The organism is Paraburkholderia sejongensis, from assembly GCF_020880815.1.
Taxonomy (GTDB): domain Bacteria; phylum Pseudomonadota; class Gammaproteobacteria; order Burkholderiales; family Burkholderiaceae; genus Paraburkholderia; species Paraburkholderia sejongensis.
This window is the reverse complement of sequence record NZ_JAJITD010000003.1, coordinates 205,078-225,504: the sequence shown is the minus strand read 5'-3', so window position 1 is coordinate 225,504 and position 20,427 is coordinate 205,078. Positions and strand designations below refer to the sequence as shown.

Genomic DNA, 20,427 nt, shown 5'->3' with positions numbered 1-20,427 from the left:
ATGAAGTCCATTCGCCTTCTCGTCATTGCTGCTATCGCGAGCGCGTGGTACACGGCCAGTCCCAGCGTGTCCGCCCAGGACGTTGTGACGATGCCCGCAGTACAAAAGCGCATCGCGGTGAAAGTATCCGCACCTGCACATGTGCAGGCCGTATCCAATGCGGTGCTGTCCGCACCGACGGCCGGCATCGTCACAGGCTTGCGAGTCGGCCCAGGTGAAACGGTTCGAGCGGGGCAGACGATTGCGCATCTGGCCGGGCCGTCGGTGACGTCCGAGAAAACGCGTCTGGCCACCGAGCTTAAAACTGCCGAGATACGCGTGTCCGCCGCGACGCAGGGGGTGGCGATTGAAAAACAGAAATTTGATGACCAGCTCAGCACGCGCGACGCTGTCGCCCGCGTTCGTGCTGACCTGGATGCAGCGCATCAGCAACTGCTGGCCGCGCAGTCGGCCGCTCAGAGCTACGCGGGCCTCGCCACAGTTGCCGCGTCAGAACCCGGCGTGGTAACGATGGTCAGCGCGGCCGACGGCCAATACGTAAGTGCCGGACAGCCGCTTGTGACTGTCTCGTCGTCACGCGACCTCTACGTCGTGGCGAATTTATACGGTAGTGATGCCGCCTTCGTTGCGGTCGGCATGAAGGGAGCGTTCCTGTCGGAACATGGCGATGCGCCCACCTATGTCGTCGTGAGACGCACGTCATGGAGCGTTGCGACGCCAGGGCAGCTGGAGGTGTGGCTGAGCCCCGTCGAGGGCAGTAGCCCCGAGCCCGGCTCCGTCGGGACGATATCGTTGTCCCCGCCAGACGAAAGACACCTGGCCGTTCCATCCACGGCACTCGTACTCGATGGTGGCGAATGGTGGGTACTGGTTCACGACAAGACCGGAAATCACCGGCGCCGCGTTGCGCCAGGACTGACTGATAGCGGCTGGACCGCCATCAGGAATGGACTCTCCGCAGGCGAGTTAGTGGTGACGCAGGACGCCTATCTGTTCTTCCACCAGGATTTCTCCACGCGATACCAGCAGGCCGATTGACGTCCTTCGACAAGAACATGCTAAACGACATCGTCAAGCGGCCCCTGCTATGGGTCATGCTGTACGGCGCATTGATTGCCTATGGCATCTATGCGCTCGTCAACATCCATTCGGAAGTCCTGCCGCAATTCAACATGCCGCAGGTGAGCATCGTCGCCCAGGTGCCAGGTGCGACCACGCTCGACCTCGAGGGCTTGATTGCGCGGCCGCTCGAGGCTGAACTCTCTTCGCTTCAGTCGTTGAGCGACGTGCGGACAGTCGTGAGCCAGGGCTCGGTCAAGATTGAAGCCCGTTTCTCGGAAGGAACAACGGCGGCAAGCGCACTGCAGGACGTCAACGGCGTGGTGGGTCGTGTCAATGGCACGCTCCCCAAAGGGACGAGCCTGACCACCGAAATCTCCGGCAACGCCATCAACGAAGTCGCGGACTACGCGATACAGATTCCGGACGGCGTAGATGCCTCCAGGGTACAGCGGCTGGTCGAATCGAACTTCGCACCGCGTGTCCGGGCGGTTGCCGGCGTACAGCGCGTTTCAGTCGTCGGGCCTGGCGCAGACGCAATATGGGTCCGGCCTGACCTCGGAAAACTACAGCGATTCAACGTCTCCGCCGCGGCGCTTGCGTCGTCACTGGAAGCCACGACTGCGATGGTGCCGAGCGGGTACGTCGACGTCGGTCACCAGGACGTTTTCATCGAAGGAAGAAATCTGCCGACTGAGCCGTCTGCCTATGCCGGGGTGTCGGTACAGACGCCTAACGGCGGTGTACCACTCGGAGCAATGGCTGACATTATCCGCTCAGCCTTGCCGTCACACCACGAGGTCAAGCTCGACAACCGGCCCACTATCGCGCTGATTGTGTTCAAGCAACCGGGCGCCTCGACAGTTCCGGTCGTCGACGCAGTGGACAAGACACTGCGTGAGCTCGAACCCCAACTGCCGCGAGGTGCGCGCTTCGTGCGCATTTACAGCCAGGGGCACATCGTCGGTGTAGTCGCCGAGGATTTGAGCCGGAACCTCGCCATTGGCGCAGCGCTGGCTGTTGCCGTTCTATTCTGGATGCTCGGCGCGAGCCCCAGCATATTGGCGCTCGCCTTGAGCATCCCGCTCTCGCTCCTGCTGGGTGTTGCCGGCCTGTATCTGATGGGGCAGACACTGAACCTGCTGACATTCGGTGCGCTTTCGGTCGCGGTTGGCTTGCTGGCGGACGATGCCATCATTGTGCTGGAGAGCATCTACCACCGCTGGGAGCGAGGCGATGGCGGGTGGGAAGGCGTTGCACAGGGCCTGCGCGACATCGCGGGTCCCGATATCTCGGGCACGCTGACGACCGTCTCGGTGTTTGTACCGCTCGCGTTCGTCGGCGGCCTCGCCGGACTGTTCTTTGTGCCGTTCTCGCTGGCGATGACCGTGAGCCTTATCGCCTCGCTCATCATCTCGCTGAGCCTGATTCCGTTGGTGCTGGGCGCCGTCGGACCACACGTCCGAAAGCGCGCGACATCAGGCTCGCGAGCGGTAGCGTGGCTCAAGCGCCATAACTTCCGATTACTGGAATTCGCGCTGCGCCGCCCACGACTGTCCTTGTGGACGTGCGTCGTCATTTTTGTGCTCTCCGTGGCCGCACTCGCCTTGGTTCCTGTCGACTTCCTGCCGCTGCCTAACGAGGAAGTACTGCTTGAAAGCTTCACGCTGCCGCCCGGTACGTCATTGCACGACACCCGTGATGCGGCGGACCGCATCAGTCAGCGCCTGATGGGGCTGGAACCGGTCGCACACGTCTTCACACGCGTGGGTTCGGCATCGGGGACGTCGTACACCGAGCCCGCTTACGCGGCCCGGTACGTCATTGCACGACACCCGTGATGCGGCGGACCGCATCAGTCAGCGCCTGATGGGGCTGGAACCGGTCGCACACGTCTTCACACGCGTGGGTTCGGCATCGGGGACGTCGTACACCGAGCCCGCTTACGCGGGAGAGATTCAAATTGCACTAAAGCCGAACGTGAATGCTGGCAGCCTCGATAAAATCGGTCAGCAGGTTCTCGCCGCATCCAGGCTGCCCGCAGTACAGACCGCGATTGGAACGCCGACCCTGGAACGGGTCGGTGAGACACTTTCCGGGTTGCCCCAGCCGTTCGTGATCGACCTGTATGGCGATTCCATTACGACGCTGCAATCGCTCTCATCTGAAGTGACGAGCCGACTCGCGGAAGTGCCCAATCTGTCCGACGTATTCAACAACGACGGTTATCCCATCACCGAATTGCAAATCACGCCCGACCCGGCCGGTCTTGCCCTTCACGGCATCACACCGGCGCAACTCTTCTCACAGTTGCATATCCTGCTGGCGGGACAAACCATTGCAACGGTTCCAGACGGTAACAGCCACCTGGACGTCTTCATTCGACTGGCGGACCCCACGCAGCTCTCAATTGAGCAACTGAAGCAAATTCCCATCATGGCCAATGGCTGGGCCGCCTTGCGGGACGTGGCCGACGTCAACATGGCGACGGGGCCGAACGTTATCCGGCATCTGAACGGCCTTCGTGCAATTGAGATACTTGCCACGCCGACCGCGCCGCTCGGGCAGGTTATCTCGGCGTCGAAAAAAGCCCTGGAAACGCTTCACATGCCGGCAGGGTACGAAGTGAAGTTCGGTGGTTTGTATCCGCAACTGGAGCATGCGGCGATCAATGTCGCCATTGCAGCGGCAATCGCGCTGGCACTGATGCTTGGCATCCTGACGTTGCAATTCGACGGCCTACTGGTGCCGGGACTACTTCTATTGCAGATGCCGCTGGCATTCTCCGGCGGTGCAATCGCGCTGGTTGTAAGCGGTATCGGACTGAATGCCATCGGGCTGATCGCGTTTCTCACGCTAATAGGGGTGAGCCTCAATCACGGCATCGTGCTGCTGCAACTGGTGAAGCGCAACGAAGCGCAGGGACAGTCGGTACTCGATGCAGTACGAGACGCGGTCGAGGTACGATTCCGGCCGATTGTTCTCACGGTGCTGACCGCTTCGCTGGGACTACTCCCGACCGCGCTCGGTTTCGGCAAGGGTGCCGCGCCCGAGCAAGGGCTCGCCATCGTCACGCTGGGTGGACTGGTCTGGAGCGGTTTGCTCAGCACGAACCTGCTGCCAGCGCTTTATGTGTACCGGCGCGAGCGGCAGCTCCGAAAAGCATCGTGAGTCATGCCAATGCCTGAAGGCCGCGCAGACAGTCGTTGAGCAGCACCTCTCAGTTGCCAGGCGGTGGGACAATACGCGGGTTGATGCAGACCAATCCCGAACTGAGGACACATGCAGACCGATTCCACCCCGCGCGCCAGTACGCTCGGTCAAATCCCCCGTGGCATCTGGATGCTTGGCTTCGTGAGCATGTTCATGGACATCTCATCGGAAATGATCCATAGCCTTCTACCGATGTTCCTTGTGACAAGCCTTGGTGCAAGCGCCACGATGGTCGGCCTGATCGAAGGCGTGGCAGAGGCCGCTTCGCCCATCGTCAAGATGTTTTCCGGGGCGCTGAGCGACTACCTTGGTAACCGGAAGTGGCTCGCGGTTATCGGATATGGCATGGGTGCGTTAAGCAAACCACTGTTTGCGCTGGCGCCGACGGCGGGCATCGTATTGACGGCACGCGTGGTCGACAGGGTAGGCAAAGGCATTCGGGGCGCGCCACGCGACGCGCTCGTGGCTGACATCACCCCCGCACATCTACGTGGCGCGGCCTATGGCCTGCGCCAGTCGTTAGATACCGTTGGCGCATTTCTTGGGCCGTTACTCGCAGTCGTGCTGATGCTGCTTTGGGCGGATAACTTCCGCTGGGTATTCTGGGTCTCGGTGCTTCCAGGATTTGTTGCCGTTGCGTTACTGGCTTTCGGTATCAGGGAACCGGCACGGCAGCCAGGTGCAAAGCGCGTCAATCCGATTGCATTCGAAAATCTGAAGAAACTCAGCCGGCCCTATTGGTGGGTCGTCGGTGTCGGTGCAGTCTTCACGCTCGCACGCTTCAGTGAAGCCTTCCTCGTGTTGCGTGCGATGCAAGGCGGTGTCCCGATAGCCCTCGTCCCGCTCGTCATGGTGGCGATGAATGTCGTGTATTCGCTGTCGGCGTACCCATTCGGAAAACTGGCTGACTCGATGAGTCACACCAGGCTGTTGGCCGCCGGCCTCGTGGTGCTAATCGCGTCCGACCTCGTACTCGCCCAGGGCAACTCCTGGCCCATCGTGCTGATTGGCGTAGCGTTGTGGGGTCTGCACATGGGAATCACGCAAGGCCTGCTCGCCACCATGGTGGCGCACCCGGCCCCGCCGGAGCTGAAGGGCACCGCATTCGGCTTCTTCAACCTGATGAGCGGGCTGGCGATGCTGGTCGCCAGTGTCATGGCCGGTGAACTATGGGACCGGTTTGGAGCGAGCGCGACCTTTTATGCCGGAGCGGGTTTCTGTATCGCAACGCTGGTTGCGCTGTCGAGCAGTACAACCAAACGCAGAGGCAAAACATGACGTGGCGGCTACTCTATGAGCGCATCGGGATCCGCAACCTGCTCGTGTCCGGCGTGCTGGTGACTGGCGGCGTGTGGCTCTTTTTCGGCATCCTGGAGGATGTCATCAGCGGCGACCCGCTCGTCGCCGCCGACGTCCAGATTCACGCCGCGTTGCAACAGCTTCGCTTTCCCTTGCTCGACACCCTGATGGTTGGCGTGTCAGAACTGGGGGACGCCGCAGTTACCGTTCCTGTCATTGTCGTGGTCTTTGCCTGGCTCTTATGGCAAGCGAGGTTACGAAGCGCTCTTTACTGGATTGCGGCCGTCGGGTTCGCGCAACTCTTCGTAGTTGCGCTGAAATCCGTGATCCGTCGACCGCGGCCGGCTTTGATGTATGACGGGGTGCATAGCTTCTCCTTTCCTAGCAACCACGCAACCTTGAGCATCGTCACATACGGCTTTCTTGCGTTCTTCGTGGCGCGAGCCTGGGGCACCGCCGCGCGGCTTCGCATTGCGATTGCGACGAGTCTCTTTATCCTCCTCATCTCCTTCTCACGCCTCTATCTGGGCGTGCACTGGTTTTCAGATGTTCTCGCTGGACTCAGTTTCGGTGTGGCGTGGATAGCAACGGCGGCCGTGCTTCATTACGTCGGAGACGAAAATCAGAAGGATGCTACTTCGCTCGGTGTGGCGTCCTTCGTCACGTTTGCCATCAGTGCGACAGTACACATCGTCATGCAGCACGGTGGCGACATGATTCGGTACGCGCCGGGGTAGCTTGCCGGGCGCCAACGAAGAAGAGTCGCGCTCAATTCGGTGTGCGGCCAATCATGCGCTGTCGAGGGCCAGCAGCGGCAAATCAGTCGTCGTCTTCGTGACGATGGTGTTCCCAGCCACGGTGCCGACCGTGGTCATGCCATCGACGCTCGTCGCGGTAGTCGCCTTCATAGCGGTATCCGTAGCCATAGACCGGGGCCGGCGCGTAGACGATTGGGGGCGGCGCCTCGTACACGACCGGAGGTGGCGCGACATACGCGGGGCCAGGAAGCCCCAGATAAACGCCGATGTCCGCGTGAGCGAAAGCCGCGCTGGACGCGCAGGCAGCGGACACTCCCACTGCGAGAAAAAGGGTAGCGCACTTCATGGAGTTCTCCAGTCCTGCCCGGTTCTGGCGGATGCCAGACCACGACGAACGACGCAGATTGTAGGGAGGCCAAGCCGCAGCAGATACGGTCGGATTGTCAATTCTGTAACCGGCGGTAACCGTAACGGCTCCGCCGGTTTTGAAGGCCGGTTACGACGCACTGAGGGAATCGCCCGAGACGTGGACGCGCTCTCCGACCTGCACAGGCGGCTGGGTTGGATAGTTGAAGTTCCGGTAGCTGCCATCCTGCATCCTGACCTGCACCTGATAGCTGGTCTCCTTGCGCACGGCATGCTCGATGCCATTGCCGGCAAAACCACCGCCGACCGCGCCGGCAATCGTTGCGAGAACGCGACCGCGGCCTGCGCCGACCTGATTTCCCAACAGCCCGCCAGCTACTGCGCCGCCTACTGCCCCGAGACCCGTGGTCGGCTCGGGTTGCTGAACCGTGTTGACCGCGACTACTTCGCCGGCGTTCGAATCAACGGCGACTGGCCGCTGCGGGACAACTGCCGGGGATTGATACGCGCCGTTGTTCGCATAGCCCTGGTTCTGCTCAACTGGCGCACTATGGCGATGATGGACGCGCGGCTGGGCAGGCGCTTGCTCGCGAGCCACGCGCTGCTCCTGATTCGGTTGCGGCGAAGCGACCGGTGCGCTGGCGATTGGTGCCGCGACGGGTAGCGCTTGCGTCAGCGGCGTCGTCACTGCGCGGGACGTTGGAAGCATGCCCGTCATTGCCGCGATACCGGTAGCGCTGGCCAGGATCACAGCCACGGCTGCGCCTGCAATCAAGGGGTGAATGCGACCGCGCTGCGGTGAACTGGACGTCAGGTTGGTGCTCATGTCGCGCTCCGTTGTTGAGTACCAGCAAGAACGCCGCAACTGACGCCGCGGTGCACCGGGCGACTGCGAGATTTGTAAGTAGTTGTAGTGCGCTACGAAGGATGCAAGGAGAAGCCTTATCAGGGGTAAAACCGTAGAAGCGTCGAAGAACAGCACTCTGCGCTGCACCAGTGCCGCCCCACTGCATCTTCACTGCTTCTGCAGCTTCGTCACGGTGAGAGCGCCATTAACTTCCTCAGCGACGAAGTCAATCTTGTCGCCGACTTTCAGCTGGGACAGCATCGCCGGATCCTTAACCTTGAACACCATTGTCATCGCTTCCATGTCGAGGTTGACGAGCGGTCCATGTTTGATGGTCAGCTTCCCCGCGGCGGTATCCACTTTCTTCACTTCGCCATGCGACATGCTGTTGTTCGCGTCCGCGCCCTGTTGCGCGCTGCTTGCCATATCTGTGTTGCTCGTGTCGCCGGCCGCGTAGGCGGTTGCCGAAAGGGCTACAGCACAACCCATCACAATTGAAGCAATCGCGTTTTTCATCACGTCCTCTCCCATAGTTGAAGGAACAAAACAGCGGCCGGACTCGTGTCCGGCCTATTACGAAATCAGCTATCCGGCAGGTCGCCGGTGTATTCGAACGCCACGGTCCCCTTCGGGTGCTTGAACCAGCCCGGGTCGCGGTAATCGTTGCGGCCGAGCCCCTCGCGCACCTTCACGACAGTGAACATGCCGCCCATTTCCAGCGCGCCGAACGGCCCGGTACCCGTCATCATCGGTAGCGTGTTGTCGGGTAGCGGCATTTCCATGTCGCCCATCGAACCACCCGTGCTGCCCATCGCCATGTAGTCCGGGACGAGCTTGTTGATGCGCTTTGCGAGGTCCTTCTGCGGCACGCCAATCAGATTCGGAACCTGATGCCCCATCGCGTTCATCGTGTGATGCGACTTGTGGCAATGAAACGCCCAGTCGCCGGGACGGTTTGCGGTGAACTCGATGGCGCGCATCTGCCCGACTGCGACGTCGGCCGTCACTTCCGGCCAGCGTGCGGCGGGAGGAATCCATCCGCCGTCGGTGCCCGCGACCTCGAAGCTGTACCCGTGCAAATGGATGGGGTGGTTGGTCATCGTCAGGTTGCCGAAGCGGATGCGGACGCGGTCTCCTGCTCTCACAGGTAGCGGGTCGATGCCCGGAAACACCCGCGCATTCCAGGTCCACATGTTGAAGTCGGTCATTTCATTGACCCGCGGCGTGAAGCTGCCCGGGTCGATGTCATAGGCGGACATCAGGAACACGAAGTCGCGGTCCACCGGCATCACGCTGCGGTCCTTCGGATGCACGATGAACGTGCCCATCATCCCCATGGCCATCTGCACCATCTCGTCGGCATGCGGGTGGTACATGAACGTGCCGTGCTTCTCGAGCTGGAACTCATAGACGAATGTCTTGCCCGGCGGGATGTGCGGTTGCGTGAGACCACCCACGCCGTCCATCCCGGACGGCACCAGCATCCCGTGCCAATGCACGGTGGTGTGTTCCGGCAGCTTGTTGGTCACGAAGATGCGGACCTTGTCGCCTTCGACGGCTTCGATGGTCGGGCCAGGCGCCTGACCGTTGTATCCCCACAGGTTCGCCTTCATGCCGGGGGCCATTTCGCGCACGACCGGCTCGGCAATCAAATGGAATTCCTTCCAGCCGTTCTTCATGCGCCACGGCAGGGTCCAGCCGTTCAGCGTGGCGACGGGCGTATAAGGGCGGCCGTTGGGCGGCACGAGCGGCGGCTGCGTGGCCGTTTTTTCCATAGTCGGCGCCTCTGGAAGCGACGCCGCGCCAGCCTTGCTGACCAGCGCCGCGCCCAGCAGCGCAGCACCCGAGCCGCCGAGAAAACTTCGACGTGAAACCATGTTCATTTACCTTCGGAATTTGTCGGCGAAACCGGCTGGGTCGCCGGAGGCGGAGATGGCGAATCTTGCGACGGGGCCAGTGATGCTGGCGTCGCCGGGCCAGGCGTTGCGCCACGGTTCGGTGCGCCTGGCGCCTGTGCCATGGCAAGCGGCGGGAGCCGCCCCCCTAGCGACTGTTGCAGGTCCGTCTCCGCAATCCAGTAGTCCTTGAGTGCATCGATGTACCCGTTGACAGCGGAGACCTGGTCGCGCGAATCGGCAAGCAGCTCAAACACGCTTGCGAGCATGCCGTTGTAGCGCAACAGCATCTCGTCCGAAATGGTCTTGCGTAACGGCACGACCTCGTCGCGGTAGTGCTTTGCAACGTCGTAGCTCGTCAGATAGGCGGAATACGACTCGCGTACTTCGGAGCGGGCGTCAATCGCGGTCTGGGCGAGCCGGTTCGCCGACTGCATATAGATGGCCTCGGCGCGTGCGACCTTTGCGCTGCCCCAGTCGAAGATGGGAATCTCGACGCTGATTTCGTACCCGTGTTCATGTCCCTTGTCAGTCTCGAAGTTGTCGAGGTAGCCGACATCGAGCGCATTGATGAAGCGGGTCGCCTTGCTGAGTCCCAGAGACGTTGCGACGCTTTGCGTCCGGAGCTTGGCCGCCTGAATGTCGAGGCGGTTCTGCATCGCAAAGCTTTCGAGCTCGTTCAGTTGCGGCCTGTCCTTCGGCAGGTCAGGCAGACGGTCTGGCAGCTTGTACTGCGTTCCCGAACCCCACAGACCCATCGTGCGGGTCAGTTTCTCCCGGGCCGCCACCGATTGCTGTTGTGCCTTGGCGAGCTGTGCAACCGACTCCGCGTAAAAGGCCTGCTCACGCGCATAGTCGAGCTTGCTGAAATTGCCGGCCTGACGCATGCGCAACGCGAGTTCCGCGCCGGCCTCGGCGGAATCCTTGACCTGAGCGGCATATTGGGCTGCCTGCGCCGCGGCCACGGCATTCACGTAGGCTTTGCGGGCATCGGCGGCCACGGCGAGCATCGCATTGGCCGTCTCGAATTTGGTCTGTTCGAACCGCCGGCTTTCGATACCCGTTGCCACGGGCAGCGTGAGAATGCCCAATACGCCCATCGAGAAGGTCCGGCTGATGCCGAAGCCATCGCTCCAGTGAGTGCGGCTGAACGTAAAGCCCGGATTAGGCAGGCGGCCCGCCTGGACGAGGTCGGCTTCCGAAATACCCAGTTCGCCGTACGACGCCTGGAGTCCCCGGTTATTCAGCAGCGCGACCTGAACCGCGTCATCCATGCCGAGCGGCTTCGACAGCAGTTCCTGCGTACGCTTGAATGCAGCGGCGCGGTCTTCGTCGGACTTGATGTGGACCGCATCCTTACCAAGGCGCTCGGAAGCGGTCGTCGACACGGTGTTGAATCCACCGTCCTTCGAAAACGTCGTGCAGCCGGCAAGGAATACCGTCGCGATCGCGATGGATACCGCACGGTTTGGGGCGAGATGTCGAATCATTTCGACTCGCCCCCGTGTTCGTGCCCGCTCTTTCCGTCGGATGTCGCGGCCGGTTGCTGACCGTGCTTCATGGTGATCACGCCTCGGCTGGGCGCAACAGCGCGATTCAGTTGTTGCCAGCCAGGCGCTTCGCCGTCCTGCCAGGACTTGTAGCCGTCGAACGCGGATTGCACGGTGACGGCCGGAACTGATGCCGCGGCATCAGTCGGGTCGGGAACGGCAGTCGCAGCGTGCGCGAGCAACGGCAATACCGCGCCCGCGCCTACGAGCGCCGCAGTAATTGTTCGCATGAATTTTTCTCGTCATGAATCATCCGGCGCCCGTGACGGACGCCAGCAAACTTGCAAGGCGCAGCCGACGGCTGCGCTGCGCGGATTAGACGAGAATGAACCGGGGCGGCCGTTCGATGCCGTCGGTCAGGAACAACACGACACCGGCATCGGGAGGCAATGGAGCGGAGAATTGAATCTGGTCAGCGCAGGCGGACACAGTGGGCACAACCGGTAGCGCCGCACCGGCACAGCACGACGCGCACGTCAGACACGCATGCATATGGTGACCGCCGTGATGGTGGTGAGCCTGGTGGTCGCCGCGTTCGGTGGCACCAGCATGTCCGTCCGTCAGTTCAATTTGATGAAGACTGTCAGCGGTCGCGCCATCGTCGGCCGCTTCGGCGGCGGCACAAATCATCGAGACGGCCGCATACGACTGAACCGGAAGGCTCAGTGCGAGCAGCACGACGAGAAAGAGTTTGCGCCAATAGGACATGGGTGCGGAGTCTAGCACGGGGTCAATACTGCGGTAATCGTGCATGCTGGAGTTTCCAGTTACAACGTGCAAATCATCACGTCCGAGCGTCTCTCTATAGACCGCGTTCAATGCCCGCTATACCCCCCACCTTAGCGACGGCGTATGCACCGGACTATCCCAATGCCGCGTCATGTCGTCGTTCATCACACACAAGGTGATCGACGCACCGGCCATTTCCAGCGAGGTCGTCAGCGAACCGACCTGCACGCGCGCGATGTTCAGGTCACGCCGTTGCAGCCATAAGCGCGTGGAATTGAACAACAGATAGAGTTCGCCGAGCGGCGTCCCACCCAGCCCATTGATCAGGACCAGCAACTGCGCGTCAGTGCGCGGTTTCAGATCGGCGACGATCGCTGTCAGCAGTTCTGCCGCAATCGCGTCGGCCGCGGCAAAGCGCGCGCGCCGCCGCCCCGGTTCGCCATGAATGCCGACGCCGAGTTCGATTTCATCGTCGCCGATCTTGAACGTCGATGTGCCCGCCGCGGGTACTGTGCAACTCGAGAACGCCACTCCCATCGACGCCGTATTCTTGTTGATGAGGTCGCCGAACGCCTTGCACTGTTCGAGGTCCGCGCCGCTTTCCGCCAGGCTGCCCACCAGTTTCTCGACGATCACCGCACCGGCCACCCCGCGTCGGCCCGTCGTGTAACTGGAGTTTTCGACGGCGACGTCGTCGTTGATCAACACCATTGCATTGGGCACTTCCGACATCTCCGAGGCCATCTCGAAGTTCATCAGATCGCCGGAATAGTTCTTCACGATGAAGAGCGTCCCCGCGCCTGTATCGACAGCATTCGCGGCAGCCATCATCTGATCGGGCGTTGGCGACGTGAAAACCTGGCCAGGGCACGCCGCATCGAGCATGCCGTAGCCGACAAAGCCGCTATGCAATGGCTCGTGTCCCGAGCCGCCGCCGGACACCAGCGCAACCTTGCCCGGCTTCAGCGTCTTGCGGCGCACGAATACCGGGTCCTGATTCAGCACGACAAGATCGCCATGTGCGGCGGCAAATCCGGCGAGGCTCTCAGGCAAAAAGTCGTCGACGTGATTGATAAATTTCTTCATGGCCTACGCTCCTTTCACTCTCTGAGTTGCGCGAGCCGCGCACAGACCGCTTCGATCATCAGCTGACTCGAACGCGCGCCCGGATCGATGTGACCTCGCGAGCGCTCGCCGAGAAAGGACGCGCGCCCCTTCGTTGCAAGCATGTCGCGCGTCGCGAGCATGCTCGCCTCGGCGACCTGCGGCAACGCATCGAGCACGGCTTCCGGTGCCGCGTTGGTGTCGGCCAGTTCCGCAAACCGCGACGCAACCGGAATGAGCACGTCCATCATCGTCTTGCTGCCGATGCCCGCCTTGCCGCGCTGAGCGACGGCATCGACACCCGCGGCGAAGATCCGCGCAACGTCCTCGACGCTCATCGCGTTTGCACTTTCGGCCGAGGCTTTCGCCATTCCGTGCAGCAACGAAAAAAACAACGGCCCGGACGAGCCGCCGACCGTCGACAGCAGTTTCGACCCAGCAAGATCCAGCGCGGCTGCGAACCCTTGCGCCTCTATCTCGGCGCGCATCGCTAGCAGCGCATCGACGCCGCGCAACAGATTGAAGATATGATCGCCGTCGCCGATCTGCTGATCGAGCGCCGCGATCTCGTCGGTGTGTTCCTTCAGCGCGGCATGCGCAGCCTCGATGCACGCCATGACCGTTTTGCCGTTCATGCCGGAATCCTCCTGCCATCGGAGCGGAAATAAAGCAGGTTGCGCGGCGGCAGCGACACGCCGACCGTTTGCCCTGGCTCGAAATTGCGTTCGGTCATCGTCGTCGCGACAATCGCGGTGCCGTCGCGGTCCAGAATCAGCAGATGCCGAAGTGGGGAATATTCGAGCACGCGAAGCTTGAGCACATCTCGCGCATCGGCGCCGTGCAGCACGATGTCTTCAGGCCGGATCGCGACCGTCGACGTACCCGCCGGCATCGCGGCGGCATCGAACAGCGCGGCGGACAGCAAATTGATGGGCGGCGAGCCGAGGCGGCGCGCCGCGCTGACGGAGGCCGGATTACCGTACACTTCGCGCGGCGCGCCCATCTGCACGATGCGGCCGTGCTCGAGGATGCCGATGCGATCGGCGAGCGTCGTCGCTTCGACCTGGTCGTGCGTCACGTAGATGATCGTCGCGCCGATCGTGCGATGCAGCCGCTTCAATTCGATCCGCAGTTCCTCACGCAGTTTCGCGTCGAGTGACGACAGCGGCTCATCCATCAGGAACACTTTCGGCTCGCGCACCAGCGCGCGCCCAATCGCCACGCGCTGCATTTCGCCGCCCGACAGGCGCGTCGCCGGGTTGCCGAGCTTCGACTCGATGTGCAACATCCTGGCCACCGCCTGCACACGCGCGGTGACTTGCGCGTCGCTCACGCGCCGCCGCGGCGAACGCAATGGAAAAGCAAGATTGTCGAATACGGTCAGATGGGGATACAGCGAATACTGCTGAAAGATGAACGCGACGTCGCGATCGGCCGGATGCGAATCCGTCGCCCGTTCGCCGTCGATGAAGATTTCGCCCTGGTCTGGCTTTTCGAGCCCGGCGATCAGGCGCAGCGTCGTCGTCTTGCCCGCGCCGCTCGGCCCGAGCAACACGACGAATTCGCCCTCCTTCACGTCGATCGACACGTCGTCTACCGCGACGATATCGCCGAAGCGTTTGGTCACCTGGAGCAAACGGATCTCAGACATAAGCGTCCCCATTGCCGTTTCCATTGACAGCCATCTGCCGCGCCGCGCCCGGCAGCATCTTGCCGCTCGCCGCGTCGTAGAGCAGCGTGCGCTCCTTGCGAAACGACAGGCCGACCTGTGCGCCGGCGGCCCGCCCTTCGTCCTTGCCCACCCTCACGCGCACAATGCCCAGCGAGGTTTCGACGACGAGGATTTGATGCGAGCCGAGATACTCGTCGGCGATCACGCGGCCACGCAACGCAGCGCGCGGGTCGATCAGCACGTGCTCGGGCCGGATCCCAAGCAGCGATTGCGAGGCGTACGCATCGACGCGTGCGACCGCCACCGGTGCACCGCCGAGCGACACTTGTTCCGCGCCCGCTTCGACGGCGGCGTCCACAGCAAGAAAATTCATCGGCGGACTGCCGATGAAATTGCCGACAAAAACGGTGGCCGGAGAGTGATAAACCTCATGCGGCGACGCGGACTGAAGTACTTCGCCCTGATTCATCACCACGACGTCGTCGGCCATCGCCATCGCTTCACTTTGATCGTGCGTGACGTAGATCGTGGTTGCTTTGAGCGTGTTATGCAGCTTGCGCAGCTCAAGACACATCAGCTCGCGGAAATCGGCATCGAGCGTGCCCAGCGGCTCGTCCATCAGGAAGGCCTTCGGATGCCGCACGATCGCACGCCCCAATGCGACGCGTTGCCGGTCGCCGCCCGAGAGTCCTCCTGTCTTGCGATCGAGTATGTTTTCGATGCGCAGCATACGAGCGGCGGATTCGACGCGCGCTGCGATTTCCCGCCGCGAAATGCCCTCGTTTTTCAGCGGAAATGCGATGTTGTTGCGCACGCTCATGTGCGGATAAAGCGCGAACATCTGGAACACGAATGCAATGTCGCGCTGCCGCGCGCGCAGCGCCGTCACATCTTCTCCGTCGATGTGAATCTGCCCCGACGTCGGCAATTCGAGCCCGGCGATCATCCGCAATGTCGTCGTCTTGCCGCAGCCGGAAGGTCCGAGCAGCACCACGAAGCGGCCGGCGCTGATCGTCAGATTGGTATTGCGCACGGCCGTAAAATCGCCGAAACGTTTGTGAAGATTCGAAAGAACGATCGTCGACATGGCTCATTCCGGAAAATGACTGGTCACGACGAAAGCCAGCGCGCCCACCAGAATCACCGGAAACGACCACGTATAGAGATCGACGGTGAACGGTTGAACGAGCATCGCGATGCCGGCGACGATCAGCACCGTCGACGCGCCTTCACAGTAGCGCCGGCGGAACAAGCGCCGGCGTGGCAGGGTTGTTGGCACTTTCATTTGCGCACCGCTCCGAAAGTGATGCCGCGCAACAGGTGCTTGCGCAGCACGACGGTGAAGATCAGGATCGGCAGCACGAACAGTGTCGTCGCGGCCGCGACGGCCGGCCAGTCCTGGCCGCCCTCGCCGATGATGAACGGAATGAACGGCGGCATCGTCTGCGCGTCGCCGCTGGTGAGCAACAGTGCAAACGCGTACTCGTTCCACGCAAAGATCAGACAGAAAATCGCGGTTGCGGCAATGCCCGTGACCGCCTGCGGCAACACGACCTTGATGAAAGCCTGTAGCCGCGTGTAACCGTCGACGAGCGCGGCCTCTTCATATTCGCGCGGTATCTCGTCGATGAAACCCTTCAGCAACCACACCGCCAGCGACACATTCACGGCCGTATACAGCACGATCATGCCCACGTAGCTATCCGCCAGCCCAAGCGCCCGGTACATCAGATAGATAGGAATCGCAACAGCAATGGGCGGCATCATCCGGGTCGACAGAATAAAAAACAGCAGATCGTCCGCCAGCGGCACCCTGAATCGCGAGAACGCATACGCGGCCAGCGTGCCGAGAAACACCGCGAGAAACGTCGAGCCGAATCCGATCACAAGCGAATTGACGAAACGGGGCAAGACCTTCGATGGCCCCGCAATCACCATATTGCGCTTGCGTACGTCCCGGTCATACCAGGTCTGCGCCGGAGGCAAGCTCGCGATGAACTCCGGCGTCTGCCGCGAGCGGATCGTAAAGAGATTCACGTAGCCTTCCATCGATGGCTGAAACATCACGACGGGCGGATACGCAATCGCGTCTTCCTGGGTCTTGAAGCTCGTCAGGATAATCCACACGATGGGCAACGTCGCAACGAGTGCATACGCGATCACGACGATCGCGGCGAAAGTCTTGCTGCGCGGCGACGCGGCGACGACCGATTGTTGAAGGGCAAGCTCTGTCATCGCTGTTTCACCCTGTTGAGGGCCTTCACATAGAGATTCGCGGCGCCGAACACGGCGACGAACAGAATGATCGCCAGCGCAGACGAATAACCCGTTTGCCACTTTTCGAACGCCGCGCGCTTCAGTGTGATCGACACTGTTTCGGTCACGGAACCGGGACCGCCCGACGTCAGCAGATTCACCATGTCGAACATCTTGAAGTTCTCGATGCCGCGAAACAGAATGGCCAGCATCAGGAACGGCAGCGTCATCGGCAGCGTGATCGACCAGAACTGGCGCCACGGCGAAGCGCGGTCCACTTCGGCTGCTTCGTAGATGTAGTCGGGAATCGAGCGCAGGCCCGCACGACAGATCAGCATCACGTAGGGTGTCCACATCCATGTGTCGACCATGACGATCGTCCACGGAGCGAGTGGCACGTCGCCGATCATCTGGAACGAGTTGGGCGCAATACCCGTGAAGAAACTGACGATGTCGTTGAACAGGCCCGTTTGAGGCTGCAGCAGGAAAGTCCAGAAGTTACCGACGACCGCGGGCGACAACATCATCGGCAGCAGGATCAGCGTGGTCCAGAAACTATGGCCGCGAAACTGCCGGTTCACCAGAAGCGCAAGTCCGAAGCCGAGCAGTACTTCGAGTCCGACCGACCAGAACACGAAGCGCGCGGTGACCTGCATCGCGTACCAGATGTCTTCGTCGGTCAGGATGTCCGTGTAATTGTCGATGCCGACAAAACGCGCCGGTACGCTCGGCATGTTCGACTTGAAGTTCGTGAACGACAGCCGCAATGCCCAGATCAATGGAAAGATGTTGATTGCAAGCAGCAGCACGATGGTCGGAAGGATGAACAGCCACGCGATCGTCCGGTCGGACAGTCCGCGCGGACGCGCCGCCGCGCGCGCCCGCGATTGCGCTTGCAATCCTTCTGGAGCAAGAGGCTTGTTCGCCAACATGCCAGACTCCTTTACACGGATCGTCGAGGTCAATCAGCCTGCCGCTCCGCGCGTTGAGGTCCCTGGAGATTTCAGTTCTTCCCTTCCGTCCTGAAGACCTTGTTCCAGTCCTTGACCAGCAGATCGAGCGCTTCCTTCGCCGTGCCTTTATCGGCAACCACATAGTCGTGCACACGCTTTTGCATGTCGAGCAGCAACTCGGCATAGGTCGGCTCTGCCCAGAAGTCCTTGACGATCGCCATCGACTTCAGGAAAGCGGGCGCGAACGGCGCACTCTTCGGAAAGTCCGGCGCATCCACGACCGACTTCGCTGCCGAATAACCGCCGACCTGCCACCACTTCTTCTGCACATCGGGTTGCGAAAACCACTTGATGTATTCGAGCGCGTCCGCTTTGTGATCCGAATAGGAGACGACCGAGATGCCCTGCCCGCCGAGTTGCGTGAATTGGGCGATTTCCTTTGGATTGACGAAGAAGCCGATCTTGTCGCCACCGACATTCGGGTCTTTATAGAGTCCAGGGAAGAACGCGAACCAGTTCATCTGCATCGCGACCTGACCGGACTTGAACGCATCGAGTCCTTCCTGCATGTACGCGTTCGTCATACCCGGTGCGGTGCAGCACTTGTAAAGCGCCTTATAGAACTCGAGCCCCTTGATTGCACCGGCCGAATTCACGAACCCATCGAGGTGATATGGCTTCTTGGGATCCTGATATTCGAAGCCATAGTTGTAAAGCATGTTGGTCACACCCATCGTGATACCTTCGGAGCCGCGTTCCGTGAAGATATACACACCATATACCGTCTTTCCGTCGATCTTGCGCCCCTGGAAGAATTCGGCGGTTTGCTTGAGTTCGTCCATCGTGGTCGGCGGTTCGAGTTCGCGTTTGTATTTCTGCTTGAACTCGGCGCGCAGTTCAGGTCTTGAAAACCAGTCTTTCCGATACGTCCAGCCCACCGCGTCGGCCATGGCTGGCAACGCCCAGTAGTTCGGCGTGTTCTTGGGCCATTGCGCGTAGCCGACAACCGTTGCCGGCACGAAGTCGTCCATCGATATCTTGTTCTTCGCGAAGAAATCATTGAGCTTCACGTAGTGCCCGTTGACAGCTGCACCGCCGATCCACTGGCTATCGCCGATGATGAGGTCGCACAGCTTGCCGTGCGAATTGAGCTCGTTCAGGAAGCGGTCCGCGTAGCTCGTCCAGGGCACGAACTCGAACTTCATTGCAATGCCGGTTTTGGCTGTGAAGTCCTTCGATAATTCGACTAGCGCATTGGCGGGATCCCACGCGGCCCAACAAAGCGTCAACTGCTTGCCTTGCGCGTGCGCCGCCGATCCGAAGCAGAGCCCCAGCGACGCTAGCACCGCCGCAATTACCCTTGCTAACGTTAGACGTAACATTTGTCCTCTCCTTGTCTCTCTCGGTCTCCAACCTGATGACAGACAGCGTCCATGCGCCGGGCGCCGTATGCGGACTCTGGCGGAATCAGACGACGATCCGCGTGTCGCGAGCTTCAGGCATGCGCATTCTCACGAAGATAAATTCGGGTTTCGAGTGTTGGGATGGTCAGCACACCGCGCACGTCGTTCAGAAAATTGATCGCGGCGAGCCCCGCCCAATGGACGATCCCACGCACGTCCTGATCGAGGATCACATCGATCGCGCGCTCGGATAATTGCAGGCGCGTGTCGGCCGTGCATTCGTGGCCTATCAGAACGAGGCGCGCCTTATCGCCCGATTCCTGTAACGCAGCCGCAATGCCGGAAATCCCCCCGCCCGTGACATACACGCCAACCAGATCCGGGTGTCCGGCAATCAGCCCCTGAACGGCGAGGCCGGCGCTATCGTCGTCTTCGGCGAAATCGGGTTCGGTGACCCAGCGCAGGTTGCGAAAGTCTTCTTCAAGAACCTGAGAAAAACCAGTTCGACGCTCGAGCTGATCGTGCAGCCGCGACGACGCCGACAACACTGCAACGGTGCCGATGCGTGATCCGGCAAAGCGTCCCATCAGCAGGCCGGCAGTGCGTCCGGCGATGCGGTTGTCGACGCCGACGTATGCGGCGCGAGCACTCGACGGCAAGTCGGAAAACATCGTGACGACGGGCATGTTTGCATCCGTCATGTCCTGAATCATCCGCTCGACCCACGGGTAATCGAGCGGCACGAGCACCAGCGCATCGTAGTCGGTCAGTTGCTGGGCGAATGACGTGACATCTCGCTGGTTCGACAGGTCGCAACGATAAAACGACGGAACGATACGGTGCTCGCGGAAGAAGCTGGCCGACAGCGCGATATCGCGCTCGACCTGATCGAGAAAGCGGGAGTTGATTTGCGGCAAAACGAACGCGACCCGGAACGAGGTGGCTTTCGGGGGCCGGCCGCGGCTTGCGCGCTCGTCACGCAGCGTCGCAAGCGCGAGGTGGACGCGTTCGGCTGTTTCGGGGCGCACCCCCTGGTCCTCGCGTAGCACACGGTCTACCGTGGCGACGCTGACGCCAGCGCGACGCGCAATCATCATACGTGTAGCCGGCATGGGTCTCCTCCGGTGCCGAGCCAGGAGTGAGTTTGTTAACTCAAGATAGTTTTCCGCCGCTCAAATGCAAGCTTTTTTATTTCCTTAAATGCGTCATTCCTGCAGAAAGGATTGCACGGAGTCCTGTATGTACTTAATGTCGCCGCCACTTCGTCAGCCCGGATCGCGACGTCAATTCATCTGGCAAGTCCCCGCTCAACATGACGGAGAA

Annotated in this window: 21 protein-coding genes; 5 read left to right on the top strand and 16 right to left on the bottom strand. The window is 61.2% G+C overall.

The features are described from left to right. The 5 genes from LJ656_RS07205 (at window position 1) to LJ656_RS07185 (ending at window position 6,308) form a co-directional block, all read left to right on the top strand. Entirely contained in the window at window positions 1-1,038 is a 1,038-nt protein-coding gene (locus LJ656_RS07205; RefSeq protein WP_230508578.1) for an efflux RND transporter periplasmic adaptor subunit, read from the top strand. Then, complete coding sequence (locus LJ656_RS07200) at window positions 1,035-2,900, top strand: efflux RND transporter permease subunit (RefSeq protein WP_230508577.1); 1,866 nt, start codon at window positions 1,035-1,037, stop codon at window positions 2,898-2,900. The genes LJ656_RS07205 and LJ656_RS07200 overlap by 4 nt, the downstream gene beginning before the upstream one ends. Further along, window positions 2,884-4,230 carry an efflux RND transporter permease subunit gene (locus LJ656_RS07195; protein WP_230508576.1) on the top strand — a complete coding sequence of 449 codons (1,347 nt, stop codon included), beginning with the start codon at window positions 2,884-2,886 and terminating at the stop codon, window positions 4,228-4,230. The genes LJ656_RS07200 and LJ656_RS07195 overlap by 17 nt, the downstream gene beginning before the upstream one ends. 111 nt (window positions 4,231-4,341) lie before the next feature. Then, window positions 4,342-5,550, top strand: coding sequence for an MFS transporter (locus tag LJ656_RS07190; protein ID WP_230508575.1), 1,209 nt, complete (start codon window positions 4,342-4,344; stop codon window positions 5,548-5,550). Further along, the gene (locus tag LJ656_RS07185; protein WP_230508574.1) at window positions 5,547-6,308 is read left to right on the top strand and encodes a phosphatase PAP2 family protein; all 762 of its coding nucleotides are present in this window, start codon (window positions 5,547-5,549) and stop codon (window positions 6,306-6,308) included. The genes LJ656_RS07190 and LJ656_RS07185 overlap by 4 nt, the downstream gene beginning before the upstream one ends. A gap of 82 nt (window positions 6,309-6,390) precedes the next feature. Here LJ656_RS07185 and LJ656_RS07180 read toward each other — a convergent pair whose 3' ends face one another. The 16 genes from LJ656_RS07180 to LJ656_RS07105 all read right to left on the bottom strand — a co-directional run bounded on the left by LJ656_RS07180 (window position 6,391) and on the right by LJ656_RS07105 (window position 20,201). Then, window positions 6,391-6,675 carry a hypothetical protein gene (locus LJ656_RS07180; RefSeq protein WP_230508573.1) on the bottom strand — a complete coding sequence of 95 codons (285 nt, stop codon included), beginning with the start codon at window positions 6,673-6,675 and terminating at the stop codon, window positions 6,391-6,393. Between the two features lie 150 nt (window positions 6,676-6,825). After that, entirely contained in the window at window positions 6,826-7,521 is a 696-nt protein-coding gene (locus LJ656_RS07175; RefSeq protein WP_230508572.1) for a glycine zipper 2TM domain-containing protein, read from the bottom strand. 189 nt (window positions 7,522-7,710) lie between these two features. After that, the gene (locus tag LJ656_RS07170) at window positions 7,711-8,058 is read right to left on the bottom strand and encodes a copper-binding protein (protein WP_230508571.1); all 348 of its coding nucleotides are present in this window, start codon (window positions 8,056-8,058) and stop codon (window positions 7,711-7,713) included. Window positions 8,059-8,123: 65 nt separating this feature from the next. Continuing rightward, entirely contained in the window at window positions 8,124-9,419 is a 1,296-nt protein-coding gene (locus LJ656_RS07165; protein WP_230508570.1) for a copper oxidase, read from the bottom strand. A gap of 2 nt (window positions 9,420-9,421) precedes the next feature. Further along, a complete protein-coding gene (locus LJ656_RS07160; protein ID WP_230508569.1) occupies window positions 9,422-10,927 on the bottom strand; it encodes a TolC family protein in 1,506 nt (501 codons plus the stop codon). After that, window positions 10,924-11,217, bottom strand: coding sequence for a hypothetical protein (locus LJ656_RS07155; RefSeq protein ID WP_230508568.1), 294 nt, complete (start codon window positions 11,215-11,217; stop codon window positions 10,924-10,926). The genes LJ656_RS07160 and LJ656_RS07155 overlap by 4 nt, the downstream gene beginning before the upstream one ends. Before the next feature lie 85 nt (window positions 11,218-11,302). Then, window positions 11,303-11,695: a hypothetical protein gene (locus LJ656_RS07150; RefSeq protein WP_230508865.1), complete on the bottom strand. Its 393-nt coding sequence runs from the start codon at window positions 11,693-11,695 to the stop codon at window positions 11,303-11,305. A gap of 117 nt (window positions 11,696-11,812) precedes the next feature. Next, window positions 11,813-12,802, bottom strand: coding sequence for a dihydroxyacetone kinase subunit DhaK (gene dhaK / locus LJ656_RS07145; protein ID WP_230508567.1), 990 nt, complete (start codon window positions 12,800-12,802; stop codon window positions 11,813-11,815). A 14-nt stretch (window positions 12,803-12,816) separates the two neighbouring features. After that, on the bottom strand, window positions 12,817-13,455 hold the full coding sequence (gene dhaL, locus LJ656_RS07140) for a dihydroxyacetone kinase subunit DhaL (RefSeq protein ID WP_230508566.1): 639 nt from the start codon (window positions 13,453-13,455) through the stop codon (window positions 12,817-12,819). Continuing rightward, entirely contained in the window at window positions 13,452-14,471 is a 1,020-nt protein-coding gene (locus LJ656_RS07135) for an ABC transporter ATP-binding protein (RefSeq protein ID WP_230508565.1), read from the bottom strand. Before LJ656_RS07135 ends, dhaL begins: the two co-directional genes overlap by 4 nt. Then, window positions 14,464-15,579 carry an ABC transporter ATP-binding protein gene (locus tag LJ656_RS07130; RefSeq protein ID WP_230508564.1) on the bottom strand — a complete coding sequence of 372 codons (1,116 nt, stop codon included), beginning with the start codon at window positions 15,577-15,579 and terminating at the stop codon, window positions 14,464-14,466. The genes LJ656_RS07135 and LJ656_RS07130 overlap by 8 nt, the downstream gene beginning before the upstream one ends. A 3-nt stretch (window positions 15,580-15,582) precedes the next feature. Beyond that, window positions 15,583-15,777: a hypothetical protein gene (locus LJ656_RS07125; protein ID WP_230508563.1), complete on the bottom strand. Its 195-nt coding sequence runs from the start codon at window positions 15,775-15,777 to the stop codon at window positions 15,583-15,585. Beyond that, the gene (locus tag LJ656_RS07120) at window positions 15,774-16,727 is read right to left on the bottom strand and encodes a carbohydrate ABC transporter permease (protein WP_230508562.1); all 954 of its coding nucleotides are present in this window, start codon (window positions 16,725-16,727) and stop codon (window positions 15,774-15,776) included. The genes LJ656_RS07125 and LJ656_RS07120 overlap by 4 nt, the downstream gene beginning before the upstream one ends. Next, entirely contained in the window at window positions 16,724-17,680 is a 957-nt protein-coding gene (locus LJ656_RS07115) for a carbohydrate ABC transporter permease (RefSeq protein WP_230508561.1), read from the bottom strand. The genes LJ656_RS07120 and LJ656_RS07115 overlap by 4 nt, the downstream gene beginning before the upstream one ends. Before the next feature lie 71 nt (window positions 17,681-17,751). Further along, the gene (locus LJ656_RS07110; RefSeq protein ID WP_230508560.1) at window positions 17,752-19,083 is read right to left on the bottom strand and encodes an ABC transporter substrate-binding protein; all 1,332 of its coding nucleotides are present in this window, start codon (window positions 19,081-19,083) and stop codon (window positions 17,752-17,754) included. 113 nt (window positions 19,084-19,196) lie between these two features. Further along, on the bottom strand, window positions 19,197-20,201 hold the full coding sequence (locus LJ656_RS07105; protein ID WP_230508559.1) for a LacI family DNA-binding transcriptional regulator: 1,005 nt from the start codon (window positions 20,199-20,201) through the stop codon (window positions 19,197-19,199). Window positions 20,202-20,427 lie beyond the last annotated feature (226 nt).